The organism is Maribacter confluentis, assembly GCF_030505015.1.
Classification (GTDB): Bacteria; Bacteroidota; Bacteroidia; order Flavobacteriales; family Flavobacteriaceae; genus Maribacter; species Maribacter sedimenticola.
The window spans coordinates 888,248-913,623 of sequence record NZ_JAUKUC010000001.1 but is presented as its reverse complement, the minus strand read 5'-3'; the positions used below and the strand labels follow the sequence as shown (position 1 = coordinate 913,623).

The 25,376-nt window shown below is 37.0% G+C and carries 24 protein-coding genes; 10 read left to right on the top strand and 14 right to left on the bottom strand.

What is annotated here, in order from left to right:
- Positions 1–32 precede the first annotated feature (32 nt).
- The 6 genes from Q2T41_RS04060 (at position 33) to Q2T41_RS04035 (ending at position 5,387) form a co-directional block, all read left to right on the top strand.
- On the top strand, positions 33–2,054 hold the full coding sequence (locus Q2T41_RS04060; RefSeq protein WP_367186825.1) for a T9SS type B sorting domain-containing protein: 2,022 nt from the start codon (positions 33–35) through the stop codon (positions 2,052–2,054).
- Between the two features lie 32 nt (positions 2,055–2,086).
- Positions 2,087–3,007, top strand: coding sequence for a PorP/SprF family type IX secretion system membrane protein (locus tag Q2T41_RS04055; protein ID WP_304437399.1), 921 nt, complete (start codon positions 2,087–2,089; stop codon positions 3,005–3,007).
- A 74-nt stretch (positions 3,008–3,081) separates the two neighbouring features.
- Positions 3,082–3,606 carry an isopentenyl-diphosphate Delta-isomerase gene (gene idi, locus Q2T41_RS04050; protein WP_304435052.1) on the top strand — a complete coding sequence of 175 codons (525 nt, stop codon included), beginning with the start codon at positions 3,082–3,084 and terminating at the stop codon, positions 3,604–3,606.
- A 5-nt stretch (positions 3,607–3,611) separates the two neighbouring features.
- Positions 3,612–4,019 (top strand): 6-pyruvoyl trahydropterin synthase family protein, encoded by a 408-nt coding sequence (locus Q2T41_RS04045; RefSeq protein ID WP_089262749.1) that lies wholly within the window; start codon positions 3,612–3,614, stop codon positions 4,017–4,019.
- A 79-nt stretch (positions 4,020–4,098) separates the two neighbouring features.
- Positions 4,099–5,061, top strand: a complete 963-nt coding sequence (locus Q2T41_RS04040) for a type I phosphomannose isomerase catalytic subunit (protein ID WP_304437398.1) — start codon at positions 4,099–4,101, stop codon at positions 5,059–5,061.
- A gap of 56 nt (positions 5,062–5,117) precedes the next feature.
- On the top strand, positions 5,118–5,387 hold the full coding sequence (locus tag Q2T41_RS04035; RefSeq protein WP_089262751.1) for a hypothetical protein: 270 nt from the start codon (positions 5,118–5,120) through the stop codon (positions 5,385–5,387).
- A 72-nt stretch (positions 5,388–5,459) separates the two neighbouring features.
- On the opposite strand, the gene Q2T41_RS04030 is transcribed toward Q2T41_RS04035, so the two are convergent.
- The 7 genes from Q2T41_RS04030 to Q2T41_RS04000 all read right to left on the bottom strand — a co-directional run bounded on the left by Q2T41_RS04030 (position 5,460) and on the right by Q2T41_RS04000 (position 14,030).
- Positions 5,460–6,152: a DUF4369 domain-containing protein gene (locus Q2T41_RS04030; RefSeq protein WP_304435051.1), complete on the bottom strand. Its 693-nt coding sequence runs from the start codon at positions 6,150–6,152 to the stop codon at positions 5,460–5,462.
- 80 nt (positions 6,153–6,232) lie between these two features.
- On the bottom strand, positions 6,233–7,507 hold the full coding sequence (locus tag Q2T41_RS04025; RefSeq protein WP_304435050.1) for a DUF819 family protein: 1,275 nt from the start codon (positions 7,505–7,507) through the stop codon (positions 6,233–6,235).
- A gap of 33 nt (positions 7,508–7,540) precedes the next feature.
- Entirely contained in the window at positions 7,541–8,344 is an 804-nt protein-coding gene (locus Q2T41_RS04020; protein ID WP_304435049.1) for a Cof-type HAD-IIB family hydrolase, read from the bottom strand.
- 1 nt (position 8,345) lies between these two features.
- Positions 8,346–10,544, bottom strand: a complete 2,199-nt coding sequence (locus Q2T41_RS04015) for a DUF5916 domain-containing protein (protein WP_304435048.1) — start codon at positions 10,542–10,544, stop codon at positions 8,346–8,348.
- A gap of 62 nt (positions 10,545–10,606) precedes the next feature.
- On the bottom strand, positions 10,607–10,774 hold the full coding sequence (locus tag Q2T41_RS04010; RefSeq protein ID WP_089262761.1) for a type II toxin-antitoxin system antitoxin: 168 nt from the start codon (positions 10,772–10,774) through the stop codon (positions 10,607–10,609).
- Between the two features lie 58 nt (positions 10,775–10,832).
- Positions 10,833–11,684 carry an SPFH domain-containing protein gene (locus Q2T41_RS04005; RefSeq protein ID WP_304435047.1) on the bottom strand — a complete coding sequence of 284 codons (852 nt, stop codon included), beginning with the start codon at positions 11,682–11,684 and terminating at the stop codon, positions 10,833–10,835.
- Positions 11,685–11,768: 84 nt separating this feature from the next.
- Positions 11,769–14,030 carry a transglycosylase domain-containing protein gene (locus tag Q2T41_RS04000; RefSeq protein ID WP_304435046.1) on the bottom strand — a complete coding sequence of 754 codons (2,262 nt, stop codon included), beginning with the start codon at positions 14,028–14,030 and terminating at the stop codon, positions 11,769–11,771.
- A gap of 89 nt (positions 14,031–14,119) precedes the next feature.
- Here Q2T41_RS04000 and Q2T41_RS03995 point away from each other — a divergent pair, with 89 nt between their 5' ends.
- Positions 14,120–14,899: a S1/P1 nuclease gene (locus Q2T41_RS03995; RefSeq protein ID WP_304435045.1), complete on the top strand. Its 780-nt coding sequence runs from the start codon at positions 14,120–14,122 to the stop codon at positions 14,897–14,899.
- Here the strand turns inward: Q2T41_RS03995 and Q2T41_RS03990 are convergent, their stop codons facing one another.
- The 3 genes from Q2T41_RS03990 to Q2T41_RS03980 are packed head-to-tail and all read right to left on the bottom strand — an operon-like array spanning position 14,900 to position 16,709.
- Positions 14,900–15,178, bottom strand: a complete 279-nt coding sequence (locus tag Q2T41_RS03990; protein WP_304435044.1) for a TIGR03643 family protein — start codon at positions 15,176–15,178, stop codon at positions 14,900–14,902.
- 59 nt (positions 15,179–15,237) lie between these two features.
- Positions 15,238–15,837: an alpha-ketoglutarate-dependent dioxygenase AlkB family protein gene (locus Q2T41_RS03985; protein ID WP_304435043.1), complete on the bottom strand. Its 600-nt coding sequence runs from the start codon at positions 15,835–15,837 to the stop codon at positions 15,238–15,240.
- Complete coding sequence (locus tag Q2T41_RS03980) at positions 15,837–16,709, bottom strand: AraC family transcriptional regulator (RefSeq protein WP_089262773.1); 873 nt, start codon at positions 16,707–16,709, stop codon at positions 15,837–15,839. The genes Q2T41_RS03985 and Q2T41_RS03980 overlap by 1 nt, the downstream gene beginning before the upstream one ends.
- 214 nt (positions 16,710–16,923) lie before the next feature.
- On the opposite strand from Q2T41_RS03980, the gene Q2T41_RS03975 reads away from it, so the two are divergent.
- Positions 16,924–17,508 carry a T9SS type A sorting domain-containing protein gene (locus Q2T41_RS03975; RefSeq protein ID WP_304435042.1) on the top strand — a complete coding sequence of 195 codons (585 nt, stop codon included), beginning with the start codon at positions 16,924–16,926 and terminating at the stop codon, positions 17,506–17,508.
- Between the two features lie 51 nt (positions 17,509–17,559).
- On the opposite strand, the gene Q2T41_RS03970 is transcribed toward Q2T41_RS03975, so the two are convergent.
- From Q2T41_RS03970 to Q2T41_RS03960, 3 genes are read right to left on the bottom strand one after another with little or no spacing between them, the layout of a single operon-like run.
- On the bottom strand, positions 17,560–17,919 hold the full coding sequence (locus Q2T41_RS03970) for a DoxX family protein (protein ID WP_304435041.1): 360 nt from the start codon (positions 17,917–17,919) through the stop codon (positions 17,560–17,562).
- Between the two features lie 25 nt (positions 17,920–17,944).
- Positions 17,945–19,738 (bottom strand): DUF885 domain-containing protein, encoded by a 1,794-nt coding sequence (locus Q2T41_RS03965; protein WP_304435040.1) that lies wholly within the window; start codon positions 19,736–19,738, stop codon positions 17,945–17,947.
- A 17-nt stretch (positions 19,739–19,755) separates the two neighbouring features.
- Entirely contained in the window at positions 19,756–20,391 is a 636-nt protein-coding gene (locus tag Q2T41_RS03960) for an MOSC domain-containing protein (protein ID WP_304435039.1), read from the bottom strand.
- 402 nt (positions 20,392–20,793) lie between these two features.
- Between Q2T41_RS03960 and Q2T41_RS03955 the strand changes: the two genes are divergently transcribed.
- Both Q2T41_RS03955 and Q2T41_RS03950 read left to right on the top strand, forming a co-directional pair.
- On the top strand, positions 20,794–22,392 hold the full coding sequence (locus Q2T41_RS03955) for a solute:sodium symporter family transporter (protein WP_304435038.1): 1,599 nt from the start codon (positions 20,794–20,796) through the stop codon (positions 22,390–22,392).
- Between the two features lie 38 nt (positions 22,393–22,430).
- Positions 22,431–23,243 (top strand): inositol oxygenase family protein, encoded by an 813-nt coding sequence (locus tag Q2T41_RS03950; protein ID WP_089262785.1) that lies wholly within the window; start codon positions 22,431–22,433, stop codon positions 23,241–23,243.
- Between the two features lie 77 nt (positions 23,244–23,320).
- Here Q2T41_RS03950 and htpG read toward each other — a convergent pair whose 3' ends face one another.
- Positions 23,321–25,210 (bottom strand): molecular chaperone HtpG, encoded by a 1,890-nt coding sequence (htpG, locus tag Q2T41_RS03945; RefSeq protein ID WP_304435037.1) that lies wholly within the window; start codon positions 25,208–25,210, stop codon positions 23,321–23,323.
- Between the last annotated feature and the right edge of the window lie 166 nt (positions 25,211–25,376).

Sequence of the window (25,376 nt, the reverse complement as noted above, 5' to 3'; positions counted from 1 at the left end):
ATTGTTGGTTAAAGTATAGATCCCAAACGAATTTGAAAAAAATAGCTATATATAAGTTTATTGTTCTCAGCATTGTTACCACAGTGCTGGGAACATTAGCATCTCACGCTCAATTTCTGTTGCAGGCACCTACGGATAGCGATCAGCATAATTTTCGTTGGTATGAAGCTTCCGACACCTCTACGATACTGGCAACGGATTCTTTTTATGAAGTAACCCGGCCCGGTATTTATTTTGCCACATATGATGGTACTTTGTGTGGTTCCAACGCCACAGGTTATTTTATAGTTACGGATTGTAATAATCCAGATAATGAGGTGACTATGGATATTACGTCAAATGTTTCGGCGGCCGCTACGGTAAGTTGGAATCCGCCATTAACAGGAGATCAATTAAGGCCAATGGTGATAGCCACGGATGCTGTAGTAAAATATACGGCTACGGTAACAAAAGCAGGTAATACGTTTAGTCTACCAAATTTCACGGTGGTATGTTTACCTGAAGCTGCGGATTTGGAAGATGATATCGTAACGACAGATGAGGAAATTCCTGTTAATATAGCTATTTATGATAATGATGTGGATTTGCCAGATGTAGGGTCGTTAACCACTACAGATCCTGCTAACGGTACGGTCACAATAGAAGATGGAGGAACACCTAATAATCCTTTGGATGATGTGGTCACCTATACCCCGGATGTGGATTTTAATGGAACCGACAGTTTTGAATATACCATATGTAATGCCTATGGCGATTGTAGCACTGCTACGGTTACCATAGATGTATTGCCTATTTTAGATACCAATGATGATTCTATAGCTATAAATATTAATGAAATAGATGTTATAGATACGTGGCAAGCAAATGATAATGATTTATCTTTTAGCGGTACGTTCAGTGTTACTCAGCCAAGTAATGGATCGGTTACCGTAGATGATAACGGAACACCTGATAATCCGTCAGATGATATTCCTACATATTTTCCTAATAATAATTATTTGGGTACAGATGCTTTTGAATATACGGTTTGTGATTTAAACGGGAATTGTGATACCGCTACCATTACAATTTTAATCAGTCCTTATGGTGTTGATTTGGATAGTGATGATGATGGTATTGTGGATAGTTTCGAAGATTTAAATCTTGATGGGGATAATGATCCATCTACTAATCCTACTGATAGTGATGATGATGGTTTCCCAGATTATTTGGATATAGATAGTGATGGTGACGGTATACCTGATAACGTTGAAGCACAGACCACTGCAGATTATATTCCGCCATCTGGCATGGATGTAAATGGTAATGGTATTGACGATACTTATGAGGTAAATGGATTAACAGGTATATTTCCTATTGATACTGATGGTGATAACTTGCCCGATTATTTAGATGAGGATAGTGATAATGATAATGTGCCCGATATTATTGAAGGGCATGATCATAATCAGGATGGAATTGCCGATGTGGTTAGAATTGGTTCTGATAAAGACGATGATGGATTGGATGATGGATTTGAAGCATCTATAATAGTTGATGTGGATGTCAACGATGAAATTAATGACCCTTACAATGATTTGCCAAATACTGATGGCGATGAAGAATCTGACTACAGGGATACCGATGATGATGACGATGGTATATCAACTATTGACGAAGATGTAAACCTTAATGGAAATTATTTGGATGATGATTCCGATGAAGATGGCATTCCTAACTATTTGGATTCAGATTTAGGTGAATTTGAAGAAGAAATAGAAGTTTTCAACGTTATTACACCTAATGGTGATGGTATCCATGATGTATTAAGGATTTCTGGATTACAAAATTACCCTAACAATACTTTAAAAATATATAACAGATGGGGGGTTGCAGTCTACATTACAAAAGCCTATAACACAGAGGGCAATGTATTTGATGGTACTTCGGAAGGAAGGATTACAGTAGACACAGAACGTAAATTACCGGTAGGCACATACTTCTACATTTTAGATTATGAATTGCCAAACGGTGAAATTAAAACACTTTCTGGATACATATATATAAATAGATAATAATGTTGATGATGTATAAATATTTGGAATACATGCATATCAAAAAAACAGTCCAGTTAATGGCTTTGGTATATGGTATGTTTTCCTTTGGGCAGCAAGATGCACAGTATACCCAATATATGTACAATACGGTAAGTGTAAATCCTGGTTATGCAGGTTCTAGGGGGCATATCAGTATTGCGGCATTACATAGATCACAATGGGTTGGCCTGGACGGAGCGCCAACTACCCAAACATTTAATATCCATTCGCCCATTGGTTACAGGGGAGTTGGTTTAGGTTTTTCAATAGTAAAGGATAAAATAGGCCCCACAACGGAAAATAATTTTGATATAGATTTTTCCTATACTATATGGACATCCGAAGTTGGTAGGGTCAGTTTTGGATTAAAGGCCAGTGCCCATTTATTGGATATTAGGTTTTCAGAGCTAAACCAATATAGTTCCGATCCCACATTACAACAGGATATAGACAATAGGTTGTCGCCTAATGTTGGTGCGGGTGTTTATTACCACACCAATAATTACTATTTAGGCCTATCGGTTCCACGATTATTGGAAACCACTCATTTTCAGGAAGAAAATCTATCTACCGCCAAGGAACAAATGAATCTTTATTTGATTACGGGATATGTATGGGATCTTAACGAGTTTTTAAAATTCAAACCTACAATATTGACCAAATTGGTTCGTGGCGCACCTTTACAGGTAGATTTGTCCGCCAACTTTATGCTGAACGAAAAATTTATTTTAGGAGCTGCCTATAGGTGGGATGCGGCATTCAGCGGCATGGCCGGATTTAATGTTTCAAATAAGTTTTTGATTGGTATTGCCTATGACAAGGAAACTACTGAATTGGGCAATGCATCATTCAATGATGGTTCTTTTGAGGTGATATTCAGATATGATTTTATTTCTACTAAAAATAACTTGAAATCACCAAGATTCTTTTAAACGTTGGTTGCTATTAACGAATTATTATAGGCCTTCTCTTTCGTAAAATAAGTTAAACCCCTTATTTTTACTAAATGAAGGAAGAAGAAGTAATTCTGGTAAATAAGGAGAACGAACAAATTGGTACTATGCCCAAAATGGAGGCTCATGAAAAGGCGTTGTTGCATAGGGCGTTTTCAGTTTTCATTATCAATGATAAGGGGGAAATTATGTTGCAACAACGTGCGGCATCCAAATACCACTCTCCTTTATTATGGACCAACACATGTTGTAGTCATCAACGAGTAGGGGAAAGCAATATAGATGCCGGTAAAAGAAGATTGCAGGAAGAAATGGGTTTTCAGGCAGAGCTGGAGGAACTTTTTTCATTTATTTATAAAGCCCCTTTTGATAATGGACTTACAGAGCATGAATTTGATCATGTTATGTTGGGAAATTATAATGAAGAGCCAGACATAAATTCGTTAGAGGTAGAGTCATGGAAATGGATGTCACCAGAACTTGTAAGGCAGGATATTGCCAAAAACCCTGAAGAATATACAGTATGGTTTAAAATTATATTCGAAAAATTTTACCAACACTTATTTAAGTTAAACTGAAAGGAATGAAGGTAAAAGTTAGTAGAAAGGCCCATTTTAACGCGGCACATAGACTGTATAGAAAAGATTGGGACGAAGAAAAAAATTCAGAGATTTTTGGCAAATGTAATAATCCAAATTTTCATGGTCACAACTATGAACTAATTGTAAGTGTTACCGGAGAAATCGATAAGGCAACTGGCTTTGTGATGGATATGAAAATTTTGAAGGATTTGATCAAGGAAGAAGTAGAAGATTATCTTGATCACAAAAATTTAAATATAGAAGTTCCGGAATTTAAAAGTTTAAATCCAACAGCAGAGAATATTGTCGTAGTAATATGGAATAGGTTGAGACCACATATTATAGATACCCATGAACTGGAGGTTGTACTTTATGAGACCCCTAGAAATTTTGTTACATTTTCAGGGTAATTCTTCTAGCCGTTATATGAAAGGGAAACTTTCTACGTTGTAACAGAGATCGTATCAATTAAAATTTAAATCTATGAATATCTATCCTTTAAAATTTAAGCCCATTTTGAAAGAAAGGCTATGGGGAGGTACTAAATTAAAAGAGGTTTTAGGTAAACCAATAGAAAGTGATATTACCGGTGAAAGCTGGGAATTATCTACGGTAAAGGGTGATGTTTCGGTAATTGCCAATGGGGAATTACAAGGCACATCCTTACAGGAATTGATAGAAACCCATGCAGAAGCATTGCTTGGTAAAAATGTAGTAGATCGTTTTGGGACGGAATTTCCAATTTTAATAAAGTTTATTGATGCCAAGCAAGATTTGTCCATACAATTACATCCTAACGATGAATTGGCCAAGAAAAGACATAATTCTTTTGGTAAAACAGAAATGTGGTATATCATGGATGCGGACCCAAATGCAGAATTGATCGTAGGTTTCAATAGAAATGTATCAAAAAAGGAATATGCGGAAAGTATTGAAAATGATACGTTGTTAGACTTGTTAAACTATGAACAGGTTAAGGAAGGGGACACATTTTTTATTAATACGGGAAAAATTCATGCTATAGGAGCAGGGGTAATGTTGGCAGAGATACAACAGACCTCAGATGTTACCTATAGGGTGTTCGATTTTAATAGAAAGGATAAGGAAGGTAATCTTAGGGAGTTACATACGGAATTGGCTTTGGATGCGGTAGATTATGAAAAGAAAGATGATTTTAAGGTATCATATTCTAAGGAATTGAATAAAATGCAATCTATGGTTGATTGCCCTTATTTTAAAACCAATTTTATAGAACTATCCCAAGATGTAGTCTTGAATACCAAAGAAAGGGATTCTTTTACCATTTTTATGTGCGTTGGAGGTAAGGCAGTCGTTAAAACGGCTGAAGGGGAAGTCCAGATAGTAAAAGGGGAGACAGTACTTTTACCGGCAATGACAGATAAAATAGAATTGTTGTCTTCAGGAGCAAAATTATTGGAAGTCACTATTTAACGGTAAAAAAGCTTACAGCAATTCTAAAATTGTATTTTTGCAAAAAATAAATAGTAATGGCAAGTATTAAAAATTTAAAAAAAGATATTAATAATGTTCTTGGTGACATTATAGAAGGTGTTTATATAGTCGATGCGGCTAATGGCAATAGTACTTCTAAAGAAGGAGCGGCTATCATTGACAATGCAATTGATGCTTTTGATGAGCTTATTGCAGAAGTGAACAAGCCAAATGTGGAAAACAAAAAAGCCCATTTTCAATCCGTACGGAAGGATTTGGAAGTAAAAGCTTCTAAATTGGTAGAGGACTTGAACAAATTGTCCTGATCAAGATTAAAATAGTTGAACCAAAAAAAAGCATCCTTTTATAAGAGGATGCTTTTTTAATTTTTGATTATTTTATTTGTTCAAGAGTTGCGCAAGCTCTTTGCCATATTTAGAATTGGCAACTTCTTCAGACAATGATCCATAAATAGAATCTAAATATTTTTTATTGGCATCTGGAATTTCCTTCACCGCAATATAGGGTGCAATAAAAGATGTTTTATTGTTCAATGCAAAATTGATAGAATATGCATATCCCCTTTGGGTATTTCTATTGCTAATATTCTGTAAGGAATCTATACTTATTTGTGCCAATTCATTTTCCGGCCTTGCGGCAGCCATCATGATTTCAACATTCTTCTTGTTAATATTGGACATTGTTTTTCTGTATTCCTCCAATTTTTCATGACTTTCTGACCCGGTTATTTTGGCTGTGGTATCAAAAGTATTCCAATCTGTCTGTACGGTAACGGTCCCCGGTTCAGCAAAAAGGGTTATCCTGTCGTTAATATCGTTGTTATCTTTTTTATCCAGGTATAAATAGAATATTTCAGGACTTTTAAGTTCTGTTTGCAATGTAAATTTACCATCACCTTTTATAGTAATAGAATCTACGGAAACCAAGATAGAGTCAGGAATATGCTGTAAATAAACGGTACCTTTTTTAAGTCCCTTGATATTACCGGTTACGGTTAATGTATCCTTTTGGTTATCGCCACAAGAATTGAGTGCAAATAGGGCGATTAAAGCATAAATGTAATTTTTCATTGGATAAATTTAGGGCGCAAATATCTGTAAATTTTAGTAGATATGGGAGCCATGAAAGTATTTTGTTCGTAAAATAGGGATTATAATGCAGATGCAATTTCCATTAAATAGGCACATAGCAAGGCCCCACCGGTGCCTACTACATAACCCAATACGGCCAAAAGTACCCCAACTGATGTAAGCGATGGGTGAAACTCGGCTGCCACTACGGGTGCAGAGGCCGCCCCACCAACATTTGCCTGACTACCGACTGCCAAAAAGAAATAAGGGGCTCTGATAAGTTTTGCCATAAGAATCATTAATCCGGCATGAATGGTAATCCAAATAAATCCTATAGCGATTAGTCCGGGGTTTTCAAGCACTTTTCCAAGGTCCATTTTCATACCTATTGTGGCCACTAGGATATAAATAAACATGCCCCCGATCTTGCTTGCGCCGGCTCCTTCGTAATTTTTGGCTTTGGTAAAGGATAAGGCTATTCCAATGGTAGTGGCAATAACTACCATCCAAAAGAAACTTGAACCCAAGAACGATAAAAAGCTCTTCTGGTCTTTTACAGCTTCTACGTTCCCATTTAAAAACGTACTGATATAGTCGCCAAAAAAATGCGCGGCCCCAACAGCGGCAAAGGCCAATGATAATAATATCATGTAATCTTGCAATGTAGGTACTCTAGTAATTTTTTCGGTAAACGTAGAGACTTTTATCTTTAACGTCTCAATGGCAGAAGTATCCGCTTTCAACCAGGTATCTATTTGTTTGGTCTTGCCAACGCCCAAAAGTACGATAGCCATCCAAACATTGGCTACCACAATATCTATTAGGACCATACCTCCATATTTTTCAGGATTATACTGAAAAATTTCTAGCATGGCGGCTTGGTTGGCCCCTCCACCGATCCAGCTACCGGCTATAGTGGATAGGCCTCTCCATATGGCATCAAAATCATTACCGCCTACGGTTTCCGGTGAAAATATGGAAACGATCAAAATTGCTAGTGGCCCACCAATAATAATTCCTACACTACCGGTCAAGAACATAATGATCGCTTTTGAGCCCAGATTTGATATGGCCTTTAGGTCAATGCTCAGGGTCATTAATACCAAGGCCGCTGGCAATAGGTATCTACTGGCCATAAAATACAAATTGGATAATTCGTCTGAGATAATTCCCGTACTTGTTAGTATAGCCGGTAGTAAATAGCACATTAGTACCGCAGGTACTACGCTATAAAATTTCCCCCAAAATCCATTTTTTAAACTTGATGAATAAAAGATAAAACCAAGACAAAGTGCAAGTAGACCAAAAACTACGGTATCATTGGTAATAATTGGGTGGGTAGAAAGTAGGTACATAGTTAAGTTGGTAGGTTTTGTATTCAAATATACTTAAAATACAAGGTGATTCTTTATAAAATGGGCTACACCGTCCTCAGTATTTTTTAAGGTTATGTGGTTGGCAATGGCCTTAACTTCCTCTCTTCCGTTAGCTACGGCCACACCGCATCCTACATGTTCCAGCATTTCTATGTCGTTATAATTGTCGCCAAAGGCGATTACATCATCCAATTCTTCTCCCTTTTTTAAAAGTGAACGTATTGCGGTCAATTTGGAAACTGCCTTAGGCGCTATTTCTATTAAGGTGTCATTAGACCGGTAGAGGTTTAGTTCATTGCCAAAGGTATTGGCCAATTGTGGCATTAACCGATCTGCACTTTCTGGTGTACACATCAGCATTATTTTATGCGCACCTAATTGTCTTTGCTCCCAATTGGATAATGTGGTTGTTGTTTCTTGAAAGACAGGTGTAGTCTTGGTATATTTTATTTCTTTTTCTACCCTTTCCGAAATGTTGGGCACATACCATTCATTGTTATAATATAATCCCATATCGGCATTGAGCTCAAAAGTAAGTTCATGTATTTTTTGAAGTAGGTGTACTGGGATAAAAACGGATAAGATTTCTTGATTTCCATTACGTATTAAAGCGCCATTATAGCAAATAATAGGTTGGTCCGTAATACCTAGGTTCTCTTGTATATAATACATACCGTTTGGCATTCTCGCCGAAACCAATATAATCCTTGTGGTATCTTTGATTCGCTTTATTTGGGATATTGTAAAGCTGGAAACATTGCTCTTGGTAGACAATAGGGTGCCGTCCAGGTCAGAACATAATATTTTATAATTCATTTTAAATATTTAACCAATAGGTAAGTTTTAGATTGATCGACCTGAATTTTGGTTCAAAAACGTTGACAAAATAATTATCATTGTATACGATAAATAAATCTGATAAAGGAGCAAAGCGCCATTGTAACCTAGAGTTAAAACCTAGGTTATCACGTTGATTGCTATATTGGACCAAGGTTGACCAAAAAATAGATTTACTTAATGTTACATCTATTTTAGGACTTATAAGCCATATATCTGCACTGGAATAGGGTGCAGGCAGGGTAATCTTATCATAATTGGCCTTCATGATCAAAAATACCTTTGGCTGAAATCTTAGATACATTTCTCCCTGAACGGAAAATCTATCGCCGTTAAAAAAACTACCATAGGAAGGTTCAACCTTAAATCCAAATCTTTTTCTTCCATCAGATTGGTATTCTATGGATACGTTATTATAATGATAGCCTACTTCACTGGGTAGTGCTACGGCGCCGTCTGTATTGGTTGGGTCAAATTCATCCAGTAGATAGGTATAGGAATGGCTATAGCCAATATTTATTTCAGATTGGTCTTTAAACTTGGATTCCCAAGCTCCCATTAGATCATAATCTGTTTTGGTGAAGTTGGTGTCAGGACTCCAGGTAATTACGGGAAAAAATTGAAAGCTATGGGTTTGCAGTGCACTGTTCTCTGGCCAGAATATACGTTCGATCATTGTGGCACTTTTAAAAATATCCGTTCTACGGATAAATCCAAGATCGGATCTAAAATCGTTACCCAAATAGACTAGGTCTTCAAAAAAGTTCCAATTTCTGGAATTGTACTGTAAAAACGCTCCAGTTGACAAATCCTTGGATCCGGCATTATGGGCAAAGGATTTATGCACGTAGAATTTGCCGTTCCACACATTATTGTCAGATATAAGATTGTAATCTACACCCGCTACACGGTTGTAACGGTCTTCCGGGGCCTGAAAATCATAATCTTTTAACGTTTCCCTATTTATAAAGAACATACCAATATTGGAGCGGCCAAACACCGTTTGCTGCAGGGCAAACATGGTGTTGTTGTTAGAGGCAATGTTCATCTCCAGGTCTTCTTCTGTCTGTAGGTTTAAAAAGCCCAACCTCAGGGATTTATTTACTTTACCGCTTAAGCGAACTCCGCCTATAATTTTATTTTCTATGGAATTGTCCGCCGTATCCTTGGCAATCCCTATTCTTCTTGAGAAAAATGGATTGGCATCCCTACCGCCGCCAAAGCTCCCAAAAAGGTCACTGTTATCAATAAAGAATTGTCTTTTTTCAGGAAGCGATACCTCAAAGCGGGTCAGGTTGGTTACTTGGTCATCAACTTCTACTTGGGAAAAATCTGGATTTACGGTTACATCAAGATTCATACTGTTGCCAATAGGGATTTTGACATCACCTCCTACCTTAATGGTGGTATTGGTATCATTAAGTTCAAAATCTTCTTGGGCAATGGTATTGATATAAGGGATAAAGGCAAGGGGCGTTCTATAGTTTCCCAGAGGGTTTTCAAAAATCATATCGCCCATGAAAGTAAGGCCATAGATATTTTGGTTTTGGGGAATGTTCATCCAAGTACTGTTTTCGTTGGATTGAGTATCAAACCGATAACTGTTGAACCTCCACTTGGTCTCACCTTCCTTAAATTTAAAAGCGGTAAGGGGTATGACCATTTCTGACGTATAGTAACCATCATAGATTTCTGAATCTCCTTTCCATTTTACATCCCATGAAATGGTGAATCCGTTTAAATTGAGTCCGCCACCGGAAACCAACCCCTCTCTACGTACCCCATACGGGTTAATACCAAAAAGAAAAGCATTGTTGCCGTCATTGAAGGTATCGAACAAAAGGGTGATATTGTCGCTATTGCCGGCCCTAAAATCTCTCTTTAAGGATTGTATGGCGTAATCGTTACCAGCCGTATAAACGGTAATGCCTACATAAAGGTTGTCGTTGTCATAAAGCATTTTAATTTCGGTCTGCTTAGTGGCCTGTATGGAATCTAATGGGAAATATTGCCAAAAATTAGTTGCGGGCACTGCAGTGTTCCACTGGGGCTCGTCAAGGATACCATCCGGTTCTATTTGTGTATTGACTTGTTTGACAACAAATGATTTATTGATGTCTTGAGCCTGAATTTTAAAGAAAAAAAGTAATAGCACAATAGTGCTTATATACCTGGTCATTTAAATGGTGGTTAGATGGTAGACCAAATTTAAGTTTTTGTTTCGTTAAATAAATGCTAAACTTAATCGGGTTTCTTGTCCTTGGGCTCCCGTTTGGCTTCTTTTAGGCATTTCATCAACATCCATTCAATCTGGCCATTAGTACTACGGAATTCATCTGCCGCCCATTTTTCAATGGATTTCAACATATTTTCATTAATACGTAATGCAAATGGCTTTTTTTTACTCATACAACAAGAATGCTGATACTATTTTCAATGTGTTTTTTTTGATTTCAATGTGTGCATGTTAATGGTTCAACGTACCGGTGTTTACTATTGGCGCAACATCCTTGTCAGAACAAAGCACGACCATTAGGTTGCTTACCATGGCAGATTTACGTTCATCGTCCAAAGCTACCAAATCTTTTTTACTCAACTCTTCCAATGCCATTTCCACCATGCTTACCGCACCTTCTACAATTTTATGCCTTGCCGCAACAATTGCAGTTGCCTGCTGACGTTTAAGCATGGCATTGGCAATTTCCTGTGCATAGGCCAAATAGCCTATCCTTGCTTCTAAAACTTCTATACCTGCCATTGAAAGTCTTTCTTGGACTTCTTGTTCCAAGGCTTCGCTCACCTCATTTACACTAGATCTTAAGGTGATATCCTCATCAAGACCTTCATCTGCAAAATTATCATAAGGATACATGCTTGCCAATTTGCGTACCGCGGCATCTGTCTGTACACGTACAAAATTTTGATAATCATCAACATCAAAAGCCGCCTTATACGTATTGGTAACCCGCCATACCAGTATAGTACTTATCATAATAGGGTTTCCCAACTTATCATTGACCTTTAACCGCTCACTATCAAAATTACTGGCACGTAAGGAAATTCTTTTTTTGGTAAACAAGGGATTTGCCCAAAAAAGGCCATTCTCCTTTATGGTACCAATATATTTACCAAACAACAACAGCATCCTTGAACTATTTGGATTGACTAAAACGAAACCTGTACACATGATCAAAGCCGCAACAATCATTAGAACGCCTACGTAAATTTTAAGAAGCGCAATTCCGCCAAATAACAATACAAATACTACGGCTAACATAACATAACCATTTTGGGCCTTATGGGTTTTTTCTACTTTCATGGGAAATGATATTAAAATGATATCATAAATATATGAAATTAATTTCAATAAATGGTTGCTGTAGCGTTATTTATGTCTTTAGGATTAACCGTTGAATTTTTTGGTCTTCTTTTTATTGGGATTCTTAAACAATCGTTTAAAAAAACCGTCTTTTTTAAACGGGTCGCAATCCAATGCGTTCAATACCTCCTGTGAAGGTTTGGGGAACTTACTTTTTGTATAAGGGTCAAAATCTTTTTGCTTATTCAATTGTTGCATCCAAAGTCCAAATAAAGGCAGTGCGGCATTTGCTCCTTGACCTATACCTGTATTGCTAAAGCCTATTTCATGCTGGTCAAGGCCAACCCAAGTTATATGTACCAATTTTGGCATTAAGGCTACGAACCAAGCATCCTTATTGTTTTGTGTTGTACCCGTCTTGCCCGCAATATCGTTTTTGAGTCCGTAGGTAGTTCTCAATCTACTTGCAGTTCCTGAATTTATGGTAGATTTCATCATCTCTATCATGGTTTGTCCCGTTTCTTTTGAAAAAGCGGCCTTTTCCTCGATAGTAGAATTAAAATCAGCCAAAATGGAATCTTTTTGATTGGTAATTCTTTTGATCAACAATGGTTTGGTTGATTTGCCATTATTGACAAAACTCGTATAGGCCTGTGCAAGTTCTAGAATATTGATTTCCCCTGTTCCTAAGGCAATGGATGCTTCATTGGGCAATTTTTCTGAAATACCCATGGATTTTGCCATGTGTATGACATTGCCAATACCTGCTTTTTCCAAGACTTTAACGGCAACAGTGTTTACGGAATTACTAAGTCCTTCTTCCATGGAATAATTAAGATAAGCTTCATCTTTATTTCCTGAATTGCTTGGTGACCAACCTTTTAAGTTGTCATATTGGACTTCTTCCGCAGAAAAATAAGTGCAAGGTGTTATACCTTGTTCCAAGGCTGTCGTGTAGACAATAGGTTTAAACGTGGAGCCAACCTGTCGCTTACTTTGAGAAATATGGTCAAATTTATACTGTTTAAAATTTATACCGCCAATCCATACCAAAACCTCACCATTAGTTGGGTCTACGGCCAAAGAACCTGTATTTAGAAATTTTGTGTAATGGCTAATACTGTCCATGGTAGACGCTTTAACCTCCTTGTCACCTTGCCAGCTGCCCAAGGTGCGTATTCTGTGGTCATTGGATAGGCTATCTATTATTTGTCCATGCGATAAACCATTCTTTTGTAGTCTTTTATAGCTATTGGTTCGTTTTGCAATTTTTTCCATTAGTCCCTTATCCTTTAACCATGGAGCACGGTTGCCGTAACTTTTTTCAAAATCGGCCTGTAATTTGCCCATATGACCAACCAAAACATCTTCGGCAATTTGTTGCATCTTATAGTTAAGGGTGGTATAAATCTTTAAACCTGAAGTATAAATGTTGTAGTCTAAACCATTGGTTTTTTGATCGGAAATCCATTGCAACATTTCTTTTCTAACCTCTTCCCTAAAATAAGGAGCCGTACCAGCATTGTAATCAAATTCACGATAATCTAACTGCAAATCTTCTTTTAGAAACTTTGTTTTATCCGTTTCTGATAGATAGTTGTTGGTATACATTGCCGTTAAAACTAAATTTCTTCTATTAATGCTTTTTTCGGGAAATAACCTTGGGTTGTAGCCGTAGGTAGCTTTTAACATCCCCACCAAGGTGGCAGCTTGTGGAACAGTTAGATTTTTGGTTCTGGTATTGTAAAATTTTAGTGCGGCGCTTTCAATACCAAAGGTATTATCACCAAAAGATACGGTATTTAGGTAATGGGTAAGAATTTCATCTTTGTTGAAAATACCTTCAAGTCTTTTGGCGATGATCATTTCTTTGACCTTATCTACGACTAAATTGGTGTGGTTGCGTTCTTTTCTAGGGTAAAGGTTTTTTGCCAATTGTTGTGATATGGTACTACCGCCTCCGGATGCATTGTCCCCCATTAGTACCGTTTTGAGCGCTACCCGTATTAGGCTTTTATAGTCAACACCAGAATGTTCATAAAAACGCTCGTCCTCTATGGCAATCAATGCGTGTCTTAAATGTTCGGGGAATTCATTGAACGTAACGGGTTGCCGGTCATATAGATAATACTTGCCTATTAATACACTGTCTGCCGTAAATACTTCAGAGGCAATTTGATATTGAATGGTTGACAATTCTTCCTTAGAGGGCAACTTTCCCCATAGCCCAATCTGTACACTACCAATAAAAAGGAGAATAAATGCTATGAGGCTTAATAGGGTATATCCAACTATTTTAAAAAAGCTGTGTTTGCGTTGAGGTTTTTTAAGCGATTTTTTTTTCATTGATGCAAGTTCTAATATAAATTTAACCTTACCGAAGTTTTAACAATACCTTAAAATTTGAAATCCTATTTTTGGCAAAATTTGTAGTGATGAAAAATATTGTTGTTTTAGTACTATGTATGTTGATGTACCCTAACACAAGGGCAAATGATATGGTATGGTCCAAAATGGGGCACAGGGTCGTTGGGGAAATTGCGGAGGAGCATCTAAATAGAAAGGCAAAGCGGGCCATTGAAAAATTATTGGATGGAAAGAGTTTGGCGGCTGTTTCAAATTTTGCCGATGAGATTAAGGCAGATAGGGCCTTCAGCAAATTTAGCGCATGGCATTATGTAAATATTCCTTTTGGTAAGACCTATGATCAAATTGAGCCCAGCCAGTACGGGGACCTTGTTCAGGGTGTCAATACCTGTATACAAATAATACAAGATAAAAACAGTGGTAAAGAAGATAAGGCCTTTTATCTTAAATTTTTGATACACCTTATAGGTGACTTGCACCAACCTATGCACGTAGGTAGATTTGAGGATAAGGGAGGTAATGATATACAACTGCAATGGTTCGGTGACGGTACCAATTTACATCGTGTTTGGGATTCCAATATGATAGAGGACAACGGTATGAGCTTTACCGAATTGGCCATGGAATATCCTAAACTAAGCAAGGAGGGGCTAAACAATTTGCAGAACGGTACCCTCTTGGATTGGGTAGAGGAGTCCCATCAACTGGCTACGAAAGTTTATGCCTCTGTGGAAACCGGTGAAAAGTTGGGGTATAGATATAGTTATGATTGGTGGACTACCGTAACATCCCAATTACAAAAAGGTGGAGTACGTTTGGCAACGGTATTAAACGATGTTTTTAAGTAATCATCGTTTGGTTATTTTGTTACCGCTAATATTCCGTTGTCTGGAACATTTAAACCGGCCCATATCATCGGCTCTTAATTTAGCGTGTTTAGTGGCTCTTCCTTGAACCCGTTTGCGCCACATTTTAAAACTACTGGGTTTCATTTCCTTTCGCATAATTGCGATGGTTTCCTGTTCCGTAATTCCAAATTGAAATGTAATGGCCTCAAATGGTGTGCGATCTTCCCAGGCCATTTCTATAATACGGTCCAGGGCTCTTTCTGTAAATTCTTTGTTCATAGCATTATAAAGATACGGCCTAACCTTAACTTTTTACCATGGTTCTTAAACTTTAAGGATTATTTAATAATCCTAAAGGTCAGGTTAATACGTTCCTCAACCGCTTTGGCGGTCTTTGCAATCTGATGTTTATAATAATGCTGGGTTTTTCCTTTCATCAAGAGCAAGCTACCATGTTGCAGGTTTATTTTATGCTTAATGTCCGGTCGTGTATTATGTTTAAGATGAAAAAAACGTGCCGCACCTAAACTAATGGATGCAATTATAGGATTTTCACCTAGCTCCTTTTCATTATCCGCATGCCAACCATTACTATCACTACCGGTTCTATATCTGTTCAACAAACATGTGGTGAACTCAACTTTGGCAAATGTTTCCAACCCATCTTTAATTTCCAATAATTCCTTAGTAAAGGGCATGGGGTGCATGGTAATGTTGGAATAGGAATACGGTTTATCGTTATTAGCATATAAGGCCGTCAACCTTGGCTGTGGGTAGGTCTTTCCAAATACGGTAATATTATCTTGCTGCCATGGGGTGTTATTTTTAAGAACATCAAAAAAATAATTGGCTCTTGATCGGTCAAGGAAACGGGGTATATAACAGATATCGCTATCAGGTAAATCCAACTCAATACTATCGTCAAAAAGACTTTGCATTAAACCAAGACCGTTTTTAGTTCATTTCTATACTCAGAAGGGTTTTGTCCTGTAAAGGCTTTGAACGATTTATTAAAATGGGAAAAATTATTGAATCCACATTCAAAACATACCTCGGTAATACTCATTGGTTTTTCTGCCAAAAGTTTAGATGCATGTACCAGTCTATATTCGTTTACGAACTGTATAAAGGTCTTATTGGTGATTTTCTTGAAATACCTACAGAAAGAAGGTATGGTCATACTTACCATAGAAGATATCTCTTCAAGTGTAATTTCTTCCCTAAAATTATTTTTTACATGGTTGAATACAATGTTTATACGGTCATTGTCTTTTACATCTGTAGTAAATGAAAAACCTTCTGCATTCAAAAGACGCATATCATCAGAATTTCCAAGTTCGTTCAATATATTAAGGATAGATAAAAGGCGCTGAAAATCGGTTTGGTATTCCAGGACCTCCATTTTGTCCCCGATCTTTCGTTTGGTCTTACCGGAAAAAGCAATACCACCGCTCGCCTTACTAAATAAGCTTTGTATCTTTTTCATTTCCGGAAGGTTAAAAAAATCGGGACCTAAAAAATCCACCTTCATCTGTACCACCGTTTCACTTGTATTTCCCGTAAGGGCATCCGTAAAGCCGCAATGGGGCAAATTGCTACCTATTAGTATAAGGTCGCCATTGGTATAATAGGATACATGGCTACCAATTTGACGTTTGCCGGATCCACCGTTTACATATACCAATTCTAATTCTGGGTGGTAATGCCAAACATTGTTCTTGTTCAGTTTATGTTCATCAAACCTTTGGTATGTAAAGGAATGTCCAAAATCTGGTTCAATAGCTTCGAAAGTAGGTTTCTGCTTTACCATAATAAATGTTTAATACTATAAAATTAATCAACCTAAATAAGGGTCTACTTTGCAAAATTAACCTAATTCTATGTAATCTTATCTTATGCAGTGTTAAGTTATAGTGAAGAGGTTAAAATAGCACATAAATTGGGAAAATATGATGTAGTGGGCACTAGAAAACGAGCGTATGTTTGTAGTGTAAATTATATGTAACCCTTAAAAATAATTTATTATGAAAAACATTCTAAAGATTACCACAGTAGTTGCCTTCATGTTCGCTACAGTAGCAGGCATGGCAAGAGAGCCAAAATTGAACCTTTTAACTGCTGGAAAAGCTAAGAGCGTCGTATTGACGATGGAAGCTTCATCAGTAGGTGTGCAGATCAAGTTGATGGATTCTGATTTGAATGTTATCTATTCAGAAAAAGTATCTGAAGGACTTTTCAGTAAAAAATTGAATTTTAAAGATTTGGCAGATGGTGTTTATTTCCTTTCTGCAGATGACAATCTTAAAAACTATTCCTATACCATAGTTCTTGATAAGAATAATGTAAAAATTGTTGACGCGGATGAAGATATTAAGCCGTTCTTCAGAAAGACCAACAATATGATACTTATGAACTATCTAAACTTGGATAAGTCTAAGATGGCCATTAAAATATATGATGCCGAAGGTAGAACGGTATTTTCACAAGAAGTTATAGATGAATTGATCGTAGAAAAAGCGTTCAATTTTGCAGATGCTTTCCCAGGGGTTTACGTAGTAACCGTAAAGTCTGCTGGTAAAACATACACTGAAGAGTTTGTTGTTAATTAAGTTGATTTAAGTTGATTTCATTAAAGGGGACGGGAGCGTCCCCTTTTTATTTTAGAATATTATGTAGCTATAGGCCCAATAGATAAGTAGAATTTGCAAGGGTAGCCTTGCCCATAAAATCCATTTTGGAAATCCTGCCGAGGCTTTTTCACTGGAAAGCATGTAAAAGTGTACCAATAGAAATACCAAGAGCATAGTTATTATACCAAATGATGCCAGCGTTCTTGTTTCCTTAAAAAACAATCCAATACCTAACAATATTTCAGCCACACCACTTAACAGTATCAATTCCTTATGAAAGGGTAGGTATCTAGGCATGATTCTTAAATATACTTTGGGTTTTACAAAATGCATGATTCCGGCAAGTATGTAAATAAGTGCCATTACATATAAATGCCAAGGATTGTTCATATACGGGTTATTTAGATTTGACCAATTAAAATTTCATATTCGCATTGATCCATTCTGTAATCTTACTTTCCAAAATTGCCAGAGGAACACAACCGGTCTCCAATATTTTTTCATGAAATACCTTAATTTCAAAATCCTTGCCTAGCATTTTCTCGGCTTTTGCGCGGAGTTCTAAAATTTTCAATTGTCCAATTTTATAGGATAGTGCTTGTCCGGGGTTGGCCATGTAGCGTTCGATCTCCGCGGTAATGCTGGCTTCTGATTCAGCTTCGTTATCCAAAGAATAAGCAATGGCCTGCTCCCTTGTCCATCCTTTAGCATGTAGACCGGTATCGACCACTAGCCTGACAGCCCTGTGCATTTCTGCGCCAAGCATACCAAAATATTGATAGGGGTCAGTGTATAGTCCCAATTCTTTGCCCAAGGATTCCGTATATAGGGCCCAACCTTCACCATACGCACTATACCACAAGGTTTTTCTAAATTGTGGCAGGTCGTTGTTTTCCTGAGTCAAGGAAATTTGAAAGTGATGGCCGGGTATTGCTTCGTGCAAAAATAAATCCTCATCAGAATACATATTGTAGGAGGTAACATCTGGTATGGGTACGTAGAAAATACCGGGTCTGGTACCATCTAACGAACCAGGATTATACTCGGCGCTAGCAGATGCTTCCCTAAATGATTCCGTTCTTCTTACTTCAAAAGGGGTATTAGGTTGTTTACTGAACAATTCATTTACCCTAGGGGTTATTTTTTTATGGATTGTATTAAAATTGTCAATTACCTGTTGTGGGTCTGTAAAGGGCATTAATTCCTTCTTTGTCCTAACATGTGCAAAAAATTCCTTAAGGTTACCTTTAAATCCAACCTGTTGTTTCACCTTTTCCATTTCGGTACTTATTCTGGCTACTTCGCTAAGTCCAATTTTATGGATTTCCTCAGCGCTCATGGAAGTGGTCGTATATTTTTTTATTTGATGTGCGTAGTACGCTTTTCCATTGGGTATATCCTGTATGCCACTGGTCGTGCGCCCTGCGCTCAAATAATCCGTAGCCATAAAATCATGTAATGCCTTGTAGGCCGGTATAATTTTATCGGAGATCATTGTGGTATATGCACGCTTTAAGCGCTCACGGTCTTCAGAGGAAAAATCATTGGGAAAATTAAGGATTGGGCTAAAAAACAGGTTAGTTTCAATGTTATTCGTGAGTATACTTTGTAATTGTGGCAATACTTTTTTTATCAATGATTTAGGAAGCACATTTTTGGCTTTGATTCCTTTTTGCATACGGGTTTTGGCAGTATCTAGCCAAACTACATAGTCATCCAATCGTTTTAGCCAATTGGTATAGTCTTCTACAGTATTAAAAGGTTGGGCACTGGTGCCACCGGCCAATTGGCCCATCATCAGGTTCATGGACCACATCTGGTCTATAGGGGTATAATCTTCAAAAGCCAGTTCATCTAGATTAATTTCGCATTCCCATTGTAAGATGGCATTGGACATCAGTTCTGTCTCCGATAATTTTTTACCATCAAATTTCTTTGACATTTTTAAATAGGAGGTATAATAATCCTTCAATTCTTTTTTATAGGCATCGGATAAAAAATTGGGCAAAGTATCATTATACCTTCTATCTCCTTGAAATGTAGCATTTAATGGATTTAACTTTAACCCATCGTCATAATAATGGACCAATAGGGTTATGAAGCCAACATTATGGGTAGTAGGGTTGGTTCTTATATCTGCATTTGGGATTTCTTGCGCCTGAGTTATTAACCCCAATAAGATTACATGTATGATTAGAATTTTTTTCATTTAAATGGTATTAAGTTTTAAGATAGGAACTTTTTAAATTTCTCTTTTTTATATAGAGGTACCGCATCATTGCTCATGAACAAAGCTAACATATCTTTATTTTTCTCTTTATCATAAAGTAGCTGATAAAAATTTTGAACGGATAAGGTGTTGGTAGAGGCTTGTTCTAATATAACGCTATCTCCAATAGTCACACGTCCTTCTTCTATAACCTTTACATATGTCCCTGGGTGGTTGTGTGCAATAAAATCCTTTATGATTTTTACATCATTAAAGCGTACCCCAAGTTTATAGCAAGGCTCCCGTGGTTGGGTAACTTGTACCAAGGCTTTGCCAATTCTGTAGATATTACCAACTAGCATTTCTGACTCATCAAGTCCTGATATAGTTAGATTTTCACCGAACATTCCCCAGTTCCATGAAAGATTGGGATATTTTGGTTTCCAAAATCCATATTGCTCTGCAGAGAATAAATAACATGCTTTATTCGTACCGGCATGATGTACCCGGTCAATGACCGTATCATTTTGGACATCGTTTTTACCTAGGAACAGTCCGTTTTCTGTTGGATATTTAAAAATACCTGTCTGTTCTTTTTTACCGTTCCATTCAAAGGTTACGGGTGTTCCAATATTTGTAGACACTACTTTCATGCGGTGAAGATAAAAAAAGGACCAGTATTTATTGAAAAAGCATTAGCCAATATTAATGGAGCAGTTAGTCCTTTGCTTAAAAAAGCAGGTAATAATAAGGAATTAAAACTGTGTTTTAAACAGAAATTGATATAGGTCAGTTACATAAACTATCTGTTTACAATCTGTAGTTTACGGCAATTTTACAATTAATTAACAATTTGTTAAAAAAAGAAAATACCAGTATAAACAATAAATTTTCAGAATATATTTATTAAGTAACTGATAAATAGCGCTTAATATAAATTGTTTTAAAAGTGTTATGGTTAATAACAGGTAAAGTATATATTTTTTTATAAAACAAACAATGGGTAGGTGTAATTTTTACACTACAATACGAGTATTTTTCTATATTTACCAACGATGGCTTTTTTAACATTTATTTTATTTACCGGTTTTGTAGCGTTTTACGCAACCTATAAATTACGTAGAGATAGGTTAGATACTCAAGATGGTTACTTTTTAGGAGGTAGGTCTTTAACCGGTATTGTAATAGCCGGGTCATTGTTATTGACCAATATATCTACGGAGCATTTGGTTGGTATGAATGGTTCTGCCTATAAAAATGGAGCCATAATCATTGCATGGGAAGTAACATCTGCACTGGCATTAGTGGTAGGAGCACTTTATTTTGCACCTAAATATCTACGGATGGGCCTTACTACTATACCTGAATATTTGGAAAAAAGGTTTGACGGTATTACCAGAACATTGGTAGCCTTATTATTGATCATTTCCTTTGTGGCCACTTTGCTACCTATAGTATTGTATACCGGGGCGCTGAATATTGAAGCTATATTTGAGATATCAACTTTGTTGAACGTAAGTAGGGAACAGGGAATCGTCATCACCATAGTAACGGTAGGGACATTAGGAGCAATTTACGCCATTTTTGGAGGTTTAAAAATGGTAGCTTATACTGATACCATAAACGGATTTGGACTATTGGTTGCAGGACTTTTGGTTCCTATTTTGGCATTATTGAGTATTGGTGATGGTAATATGCTTGGTGGGTTGGAAACCGTTTTTCAAAATAGTCCGGATAAATTTAACGTCATCAGTAACGAGCCAGGCGTAGGTGAGGGTGCACGTACGGCCATTCTGCCGTTTGAAGTGTTGTTTACGGGGCTAATGGTAAACCAACTTTACTTTTGGACCATGCATCAATCTATTATACAACGTGTATTGGGGGCGGTTAATTTAAAGGAAGCCCAAAAGGGATTATTATATACCGGATTATTAAAAATTTTGGTGCCATTGATTATTGTATTGCCAGGGCTTATTGCCTTTTATTATTTTGGTGGGGCGTATTATGAAGATCAGGACAATATCTATCCTTTATTGGTGAAAAAGGTAATGCCATTATGGTTGACCGGTTTTTTTGTTGCCGTAATGATGGGGGCAATTTTAAGTACGTTCAATAGTGCTTTGAACAGTGCCGCCACCGTATTTAGTCTAGGTATATTTAAGCGGTATATCAATACCAATATAAGTGAGCTCAAATTGGTGCGCATAGGTAAACTTACGTCCGCTATTTTGGCTATAGGGGCCATTGCGATCGCACCTTTTGTGGCCAATGCACCAGAAGGACTATATCAATTGTTACAAGAACTTAACGGTATATTTTTTATACCCATTGCCAGTGTGATCATTGCCGGTTTTCTTTTTCCCAAAGTTTCGGCAACAGGTGCAAAAGCAGGTTTGGTATTCGGCTTGTTTTTTTATGTCATCTTAAATTTTGGTTTTGAAGTAGAGCTTCACTTTGTTCATATATGGGGACTAGAATTTGTTCTCAACATCATAATCATGCATTTGGTTTCCTATTTTTTCACTAAAGAGGAAAAATTTGAAATGAAAGATTCTGGAATCCTGGATTTAAAACCGTGGAAATATGCCAAGCCTTTTAGCGTATTTCTTGTGTTGTTTACAGTAATTCTGTATGTTCTTTTGGGAAATGTTTAAAATTTTAGTATTATAATTAACAATAAAATAAATTAATCATGGAGGAAAAAATTTTCAGGGACTACGAGGCTCCAGATGTGTCCGCTGCGGTAAAGGAACATTATCGTAAAATGAGAAAAAACCAAACCTTGGATTATGTAAAACGTATGCATAAAAAGTATTTGACATATGACACACCAATGGATCTTTGGGAAGCAATGCGTCATTTAAACAGTTTAATAGACGTAAGTGATCCGGATATTAATTTACCTAATATTCAACATTTGATACAAAGTGCTGAAGCAATACGCGCAGATAATAGGCCGGATTGGATGCAATTAACAGGACTTATTCATGATTTGGGCAAAGTAATGTTCTTAAAAGGAAGCGATGAGGATGGTACTAGCCAGGCAGAGCAATGGGGCATGGTCGGTGACGTTTTTATTGTAGGCTGTAAATTACCGGACTCATGTGTATATCCGGAATTCAATGCGTTGAACGAGGATATGCAAAATGAAAAATACAACACGCCAACAGGTATTTATGAAGCAGGTTGTGGTATTGATAATGTAGATTTAGCCTGGGGACATGATGAATATTTATACCAAGTTCTAAATAATCATAAAACCAATTCGTTACCTGAGGAGGCAATGGTCATGATTCGTTATCATTCTTTTTATCCATGGCATTCCGGAGGGGCGTATAAGGAAATTGTCAATGAGAAAGACGCAAAATATCTTGAGATTATAAAGGATTTCAATAAATATGATCTGTATACCAAAAGTCAAAAAGTTTATGATTTGGATGAGGTCTTGGATTACTATCAGCCCATTGCTGAAAAGTACTTGGGAACAGGGCCAATTTATTGGTAGCCTAGTGATTTGGTATTGTTTAAATAAAAAAACCGCTTCAATTATGAAGCGGTTTTATATTTTATGTTTTAAGGGTATTATTTCACCATCTCATAACTTCGTTTAATAAACTCGGTTAGGTCCTTGCCCTTGAGCAACCCTTTGGATAATTTGGCCAAATCCAAGGACTGGTTAATTAAACGTTCCTTTTTCTTTGCTGTTTTGGTAGCAAGAATTTCACCTACTAATGCACTGTTCGTATTTACGATTAAGTTATACATTTCTGGCATTTGTCCCATACCGAACATACCGCCTCCACCGGTTTGCTGCATTTCTTTCATACGGCGCATAAATTCCGGCTCTGTTATCGTAAAAGGAGATGCATCACTATCCATTGCTTCAAGTTGCACGGTATAGCTGCTCTTTTCGCCAATGACTTTTTCCAATTCCGATTTTAAGGTTTCTTTTTCTTCGTCCGATAATTTGGAAATTTGCGTATCCTCCTTTTGAATCAATTTATCAATGTGGTCTGCATCAACACGGGCAAACGAAATATTTTCTTTTGACCCTTCCAATTTTTGCATGAGATGACCAATGATCGGTGAATCCAATAATAGGACTTCATAGCCTTTGGACTTCGCTGTTTCTATATAACTATGTTGTGCTTCTTTGTCTGACGTGTAAAGGATAACAAGCTTATTGTCTTTATCGGTCTGGTTATCCTTAATTTTTTCTTGTAGTTCTTCAAATGTTAGATAGGTACCATCAACAGTAGGGTATAAGGCGAATTTATCTGCTTTTTCAAAGAATTTTTCTTCGGAAAGCATACCGTATTCAATAACGATTTTTATATCGTTCCATTTTGCCTCAAACTCCTCACGATTATTTTTGAACAGAGAATTCAATTTATCGGCTACTTTTCTAGTGATATAAGAAGATATTTTTTTAACAGCCCCGTCTGCCTGTAAATAGGAACGTGAAACATTTAAGGGAATATCAGGAGAATCTATGACCCCACGTAACATGGTTAAAAATTCGGGTACAATTCCTTCCACGTTATCCGTTACGAAAACCTGGTTCTGGTAAAGCTGAATCCTGTCTTTCTGTTGGGCAAGATCATTCGTAAGCTTTGGAAAATAAAGAATACCGGTAAGGTTGAACGGGTAATCAACGTTTAAGTGTATGTTGAAAAGAGGTTCCTCAAACTGCATCGGGTAAAGTTCCCTGTAGAAACTCTTATAGTCCTCTGTCTTTAAATCGGCGGGCTGCTTTGTCCAAGCTGGGTTTGGGTTGTTGATAATATTGTCTACCTCTTTGGTTGGTGCCGGGTCATCTTCTTTAGCGCCTTCTGGTTTTGGCAAAGTTTCTGTCTTGGTACCAAATTTAATAGGTACCGGCATAAACTTGTTGTATTTGTTCAATAGCCCCTTTATTCTGGTGTCTTCTAAAAATTCTGTGGAATCATCGGCTATATGCAGAATAATTTCAGTACCACGCTCTTCTTTTTTGGCTTCTTCCATAATAAATTCAGGAGAACCGTCACATGACCAATGCACAGCGGGTTCATCTTTATAGCTCTTGGTAATAATTTCAACCTTATGTGCCACCATAAAGGCAGAATAAAATCCAAGGCCAAAATGACCAATAATACCAGAATCCTTGGCAGAGTCCTCATATTTGTTCAAAAACTCCTCTGCACCGGAAAAAGCCACTTCATTGATGTACTTTTTAACTTCTTCCTCCGTCATTCCAAGACCTTGGTCAATGATATGAAGTTTTTTACCTTCCTTATCGGCCTTTACCTCAATAATAGGATTTCCATATTCCACTTTGGCCTCGCCAATGGTGGTCAAATGTTTTAATTTTAGGGTGGCGTCCGTTGCATTGGAAATTAATTCCCTTAAAAAGATTTCGTGATCACTGTACAAGAATTTCTTGATCAATGGAAAAATGTTGTCTACGGACACATTAATTTTACCTGTTGCCATATCTCTAATATTTTTTCGCTATTAAGTAATAGTAATATTGATTTATAAATGTTCAGGGTGCATAGGTCAAAAAAAATACCATACTCACTTATTGTGACAAACTGACAGTTATGGGTGGTTTAAAAGTTTAACATATTATTTTGTTTAATTATTGTAATAATAACTT

Bases quoted from the DNA above. Each gene is read 5' to 3' on its own strand.
- Q2T41_RS04055 (WP_304437399.1), top strand. From the start codon at position 2,087: ATGCATATCAAAAAAACAGTCCAGTTAATGGCTTTGGTATATGGTATG.
- idi (WP_304435052.1), top strand. From the start codon at position 3,082: ATGAAGGAAGAAGAAGTAATTCTGGTAAATAAGGAGAACGAACAAATT.
- Q2T41_RS04045 (WP_089262749.1), top strand. From the start codon at position 3,612: ATGAAGGTAAAAGTTAGTAGAAAGGCCCATTTTAACGCGGCACATAGA.
- Q2T41_RS04035 (WP_089262751.1), top strand. From the start codon at position 5,118: ATGGCAAGTATTAAAAATTTAAAAAAAGATATTAATAATGTTCTTGGT.
- Q2T41_RS04030 (WP_304435051.1), bottom strand. From the start codon at position 6,152: ATGAAAAATTACATTTATGCTTTAATCGCCCTATTTGCACTCAATTCT.
- Q2T41_RS04025 (WP_304435050.1), bottom strand. From the start codon at position 7,507: ATGTACCTACTTTCTACCCACCCAATTATTACCAATGATACCGTAGTT.
- Q2T41_RS04020 (WP_304435049.1), bottom strand. From the start codon at position 8,344: ATGAATTATAAAATATTATGTTCTGACCTGGACGGCACCCTATTGTCT.
- Q2T41_RS04015 (WP_304435048.1), bottom strand. From the start codon at position 10,544: ATGACCAGGTATATAAGCACTATTGTGCTATTACTTTTTTTCTTTAAA.
- Q2T41_RS04010 (WP_089262761.1), bottom strand. From the start codon at position 10,774: ATGAGTAAAAAAAAGCCATTTGCATTACGTATTAATGAAAATATGTTG.
- Q2T41_RS04005 (WP_304435047.1), bottom strand. From the start codon at position 11,684: ATGAAAGTAGAAAAAACCCATAAGGCCCAAAATGGTTATGTTATGTTA.
- Q2T41_RS04000 (WP_304435046.1), bottom strand. From the start codon at position 14,030: ATGAAAAAAAAATCGCTTAAAAAACCTCAACGCAAACACAGCTTTTTT.
- Q2T41_RS03995 (WP_304435045.1), top strand. From the start codon at position 14,120: ATGAAAAATATTGTTGTTTTAGTACTATGTATGTTGATGTACCCTAAC.
- Q2T41_RS03990 (WP_304435044.1), bottom strand. From the start codon at position 15,178: ATGAACAAAGAATTTACAGAAAGAGCCCTGGACCGTATTATAGAAATG.
- Q2T41_RS03985 (WP_304435043.1), bottom strand. From the start codon at position 15,837: ATGCAAAGTCTTTTTGACGATAGTATTGAGTTGGATTTACCTGATAGC.
- Q2T41_RS03980 (WP_089262773.1), bottom strand. From the start codon at position 16,709: ATGGTAAAGCAGAAACCTACTTTCGAAGCTATTGAACCAGATTTTGGA.
- Q2T41_RS03975 (WP_304435042.1), top strand. From the start codon at position 16,924: ATGAAAAACATTCTAAAGATTACCACAGTAGTTGCCTTCATGTTCGCT.
- Q2T41_RS03970 (WP_304435041.1), bottom strand. From the start codon at position 17,919: ATGAACAATCCTTGGCATTTATATGTAATGGCACTTATTTACATACTT.
- Q2T41_RS03965 (WP_304435040.1), bottom strand. From the start codon at position 19,738: ATGAAAAAAATTCTAATCATACATGTAATCTTATTGGGGTTAATAACT.
- Q2T41_RS03960 (WP_304435039.1), bottom strand. From the start codon at position 20,391: ATGAAAGTAGTGTCTACAAATATTGGAACACCCGTAACCTTTGAATGG.
- Q2T41_RS03955 (WP_304435038.1), top strand. From the start codon at position 20,794: ATGGCTTTTTTAACATTTATTTTATTTACCGGTTTTGTAGCGTTTTAC.
- Q2T41_RS03950 (WP_089262785.1), top strand. From the start codon at position 22,431: ATGGAGGAAAAAATTTTCAGGGACTACGAGGCTCCAGATGTGTCCGCT.
- htpG (WP_304435037.1), bottom strand. From the start codon at position 25,210: ATGGCAACAGGTAAAATTAATGTGTCCGTAGACAACATTTTTCCATTG.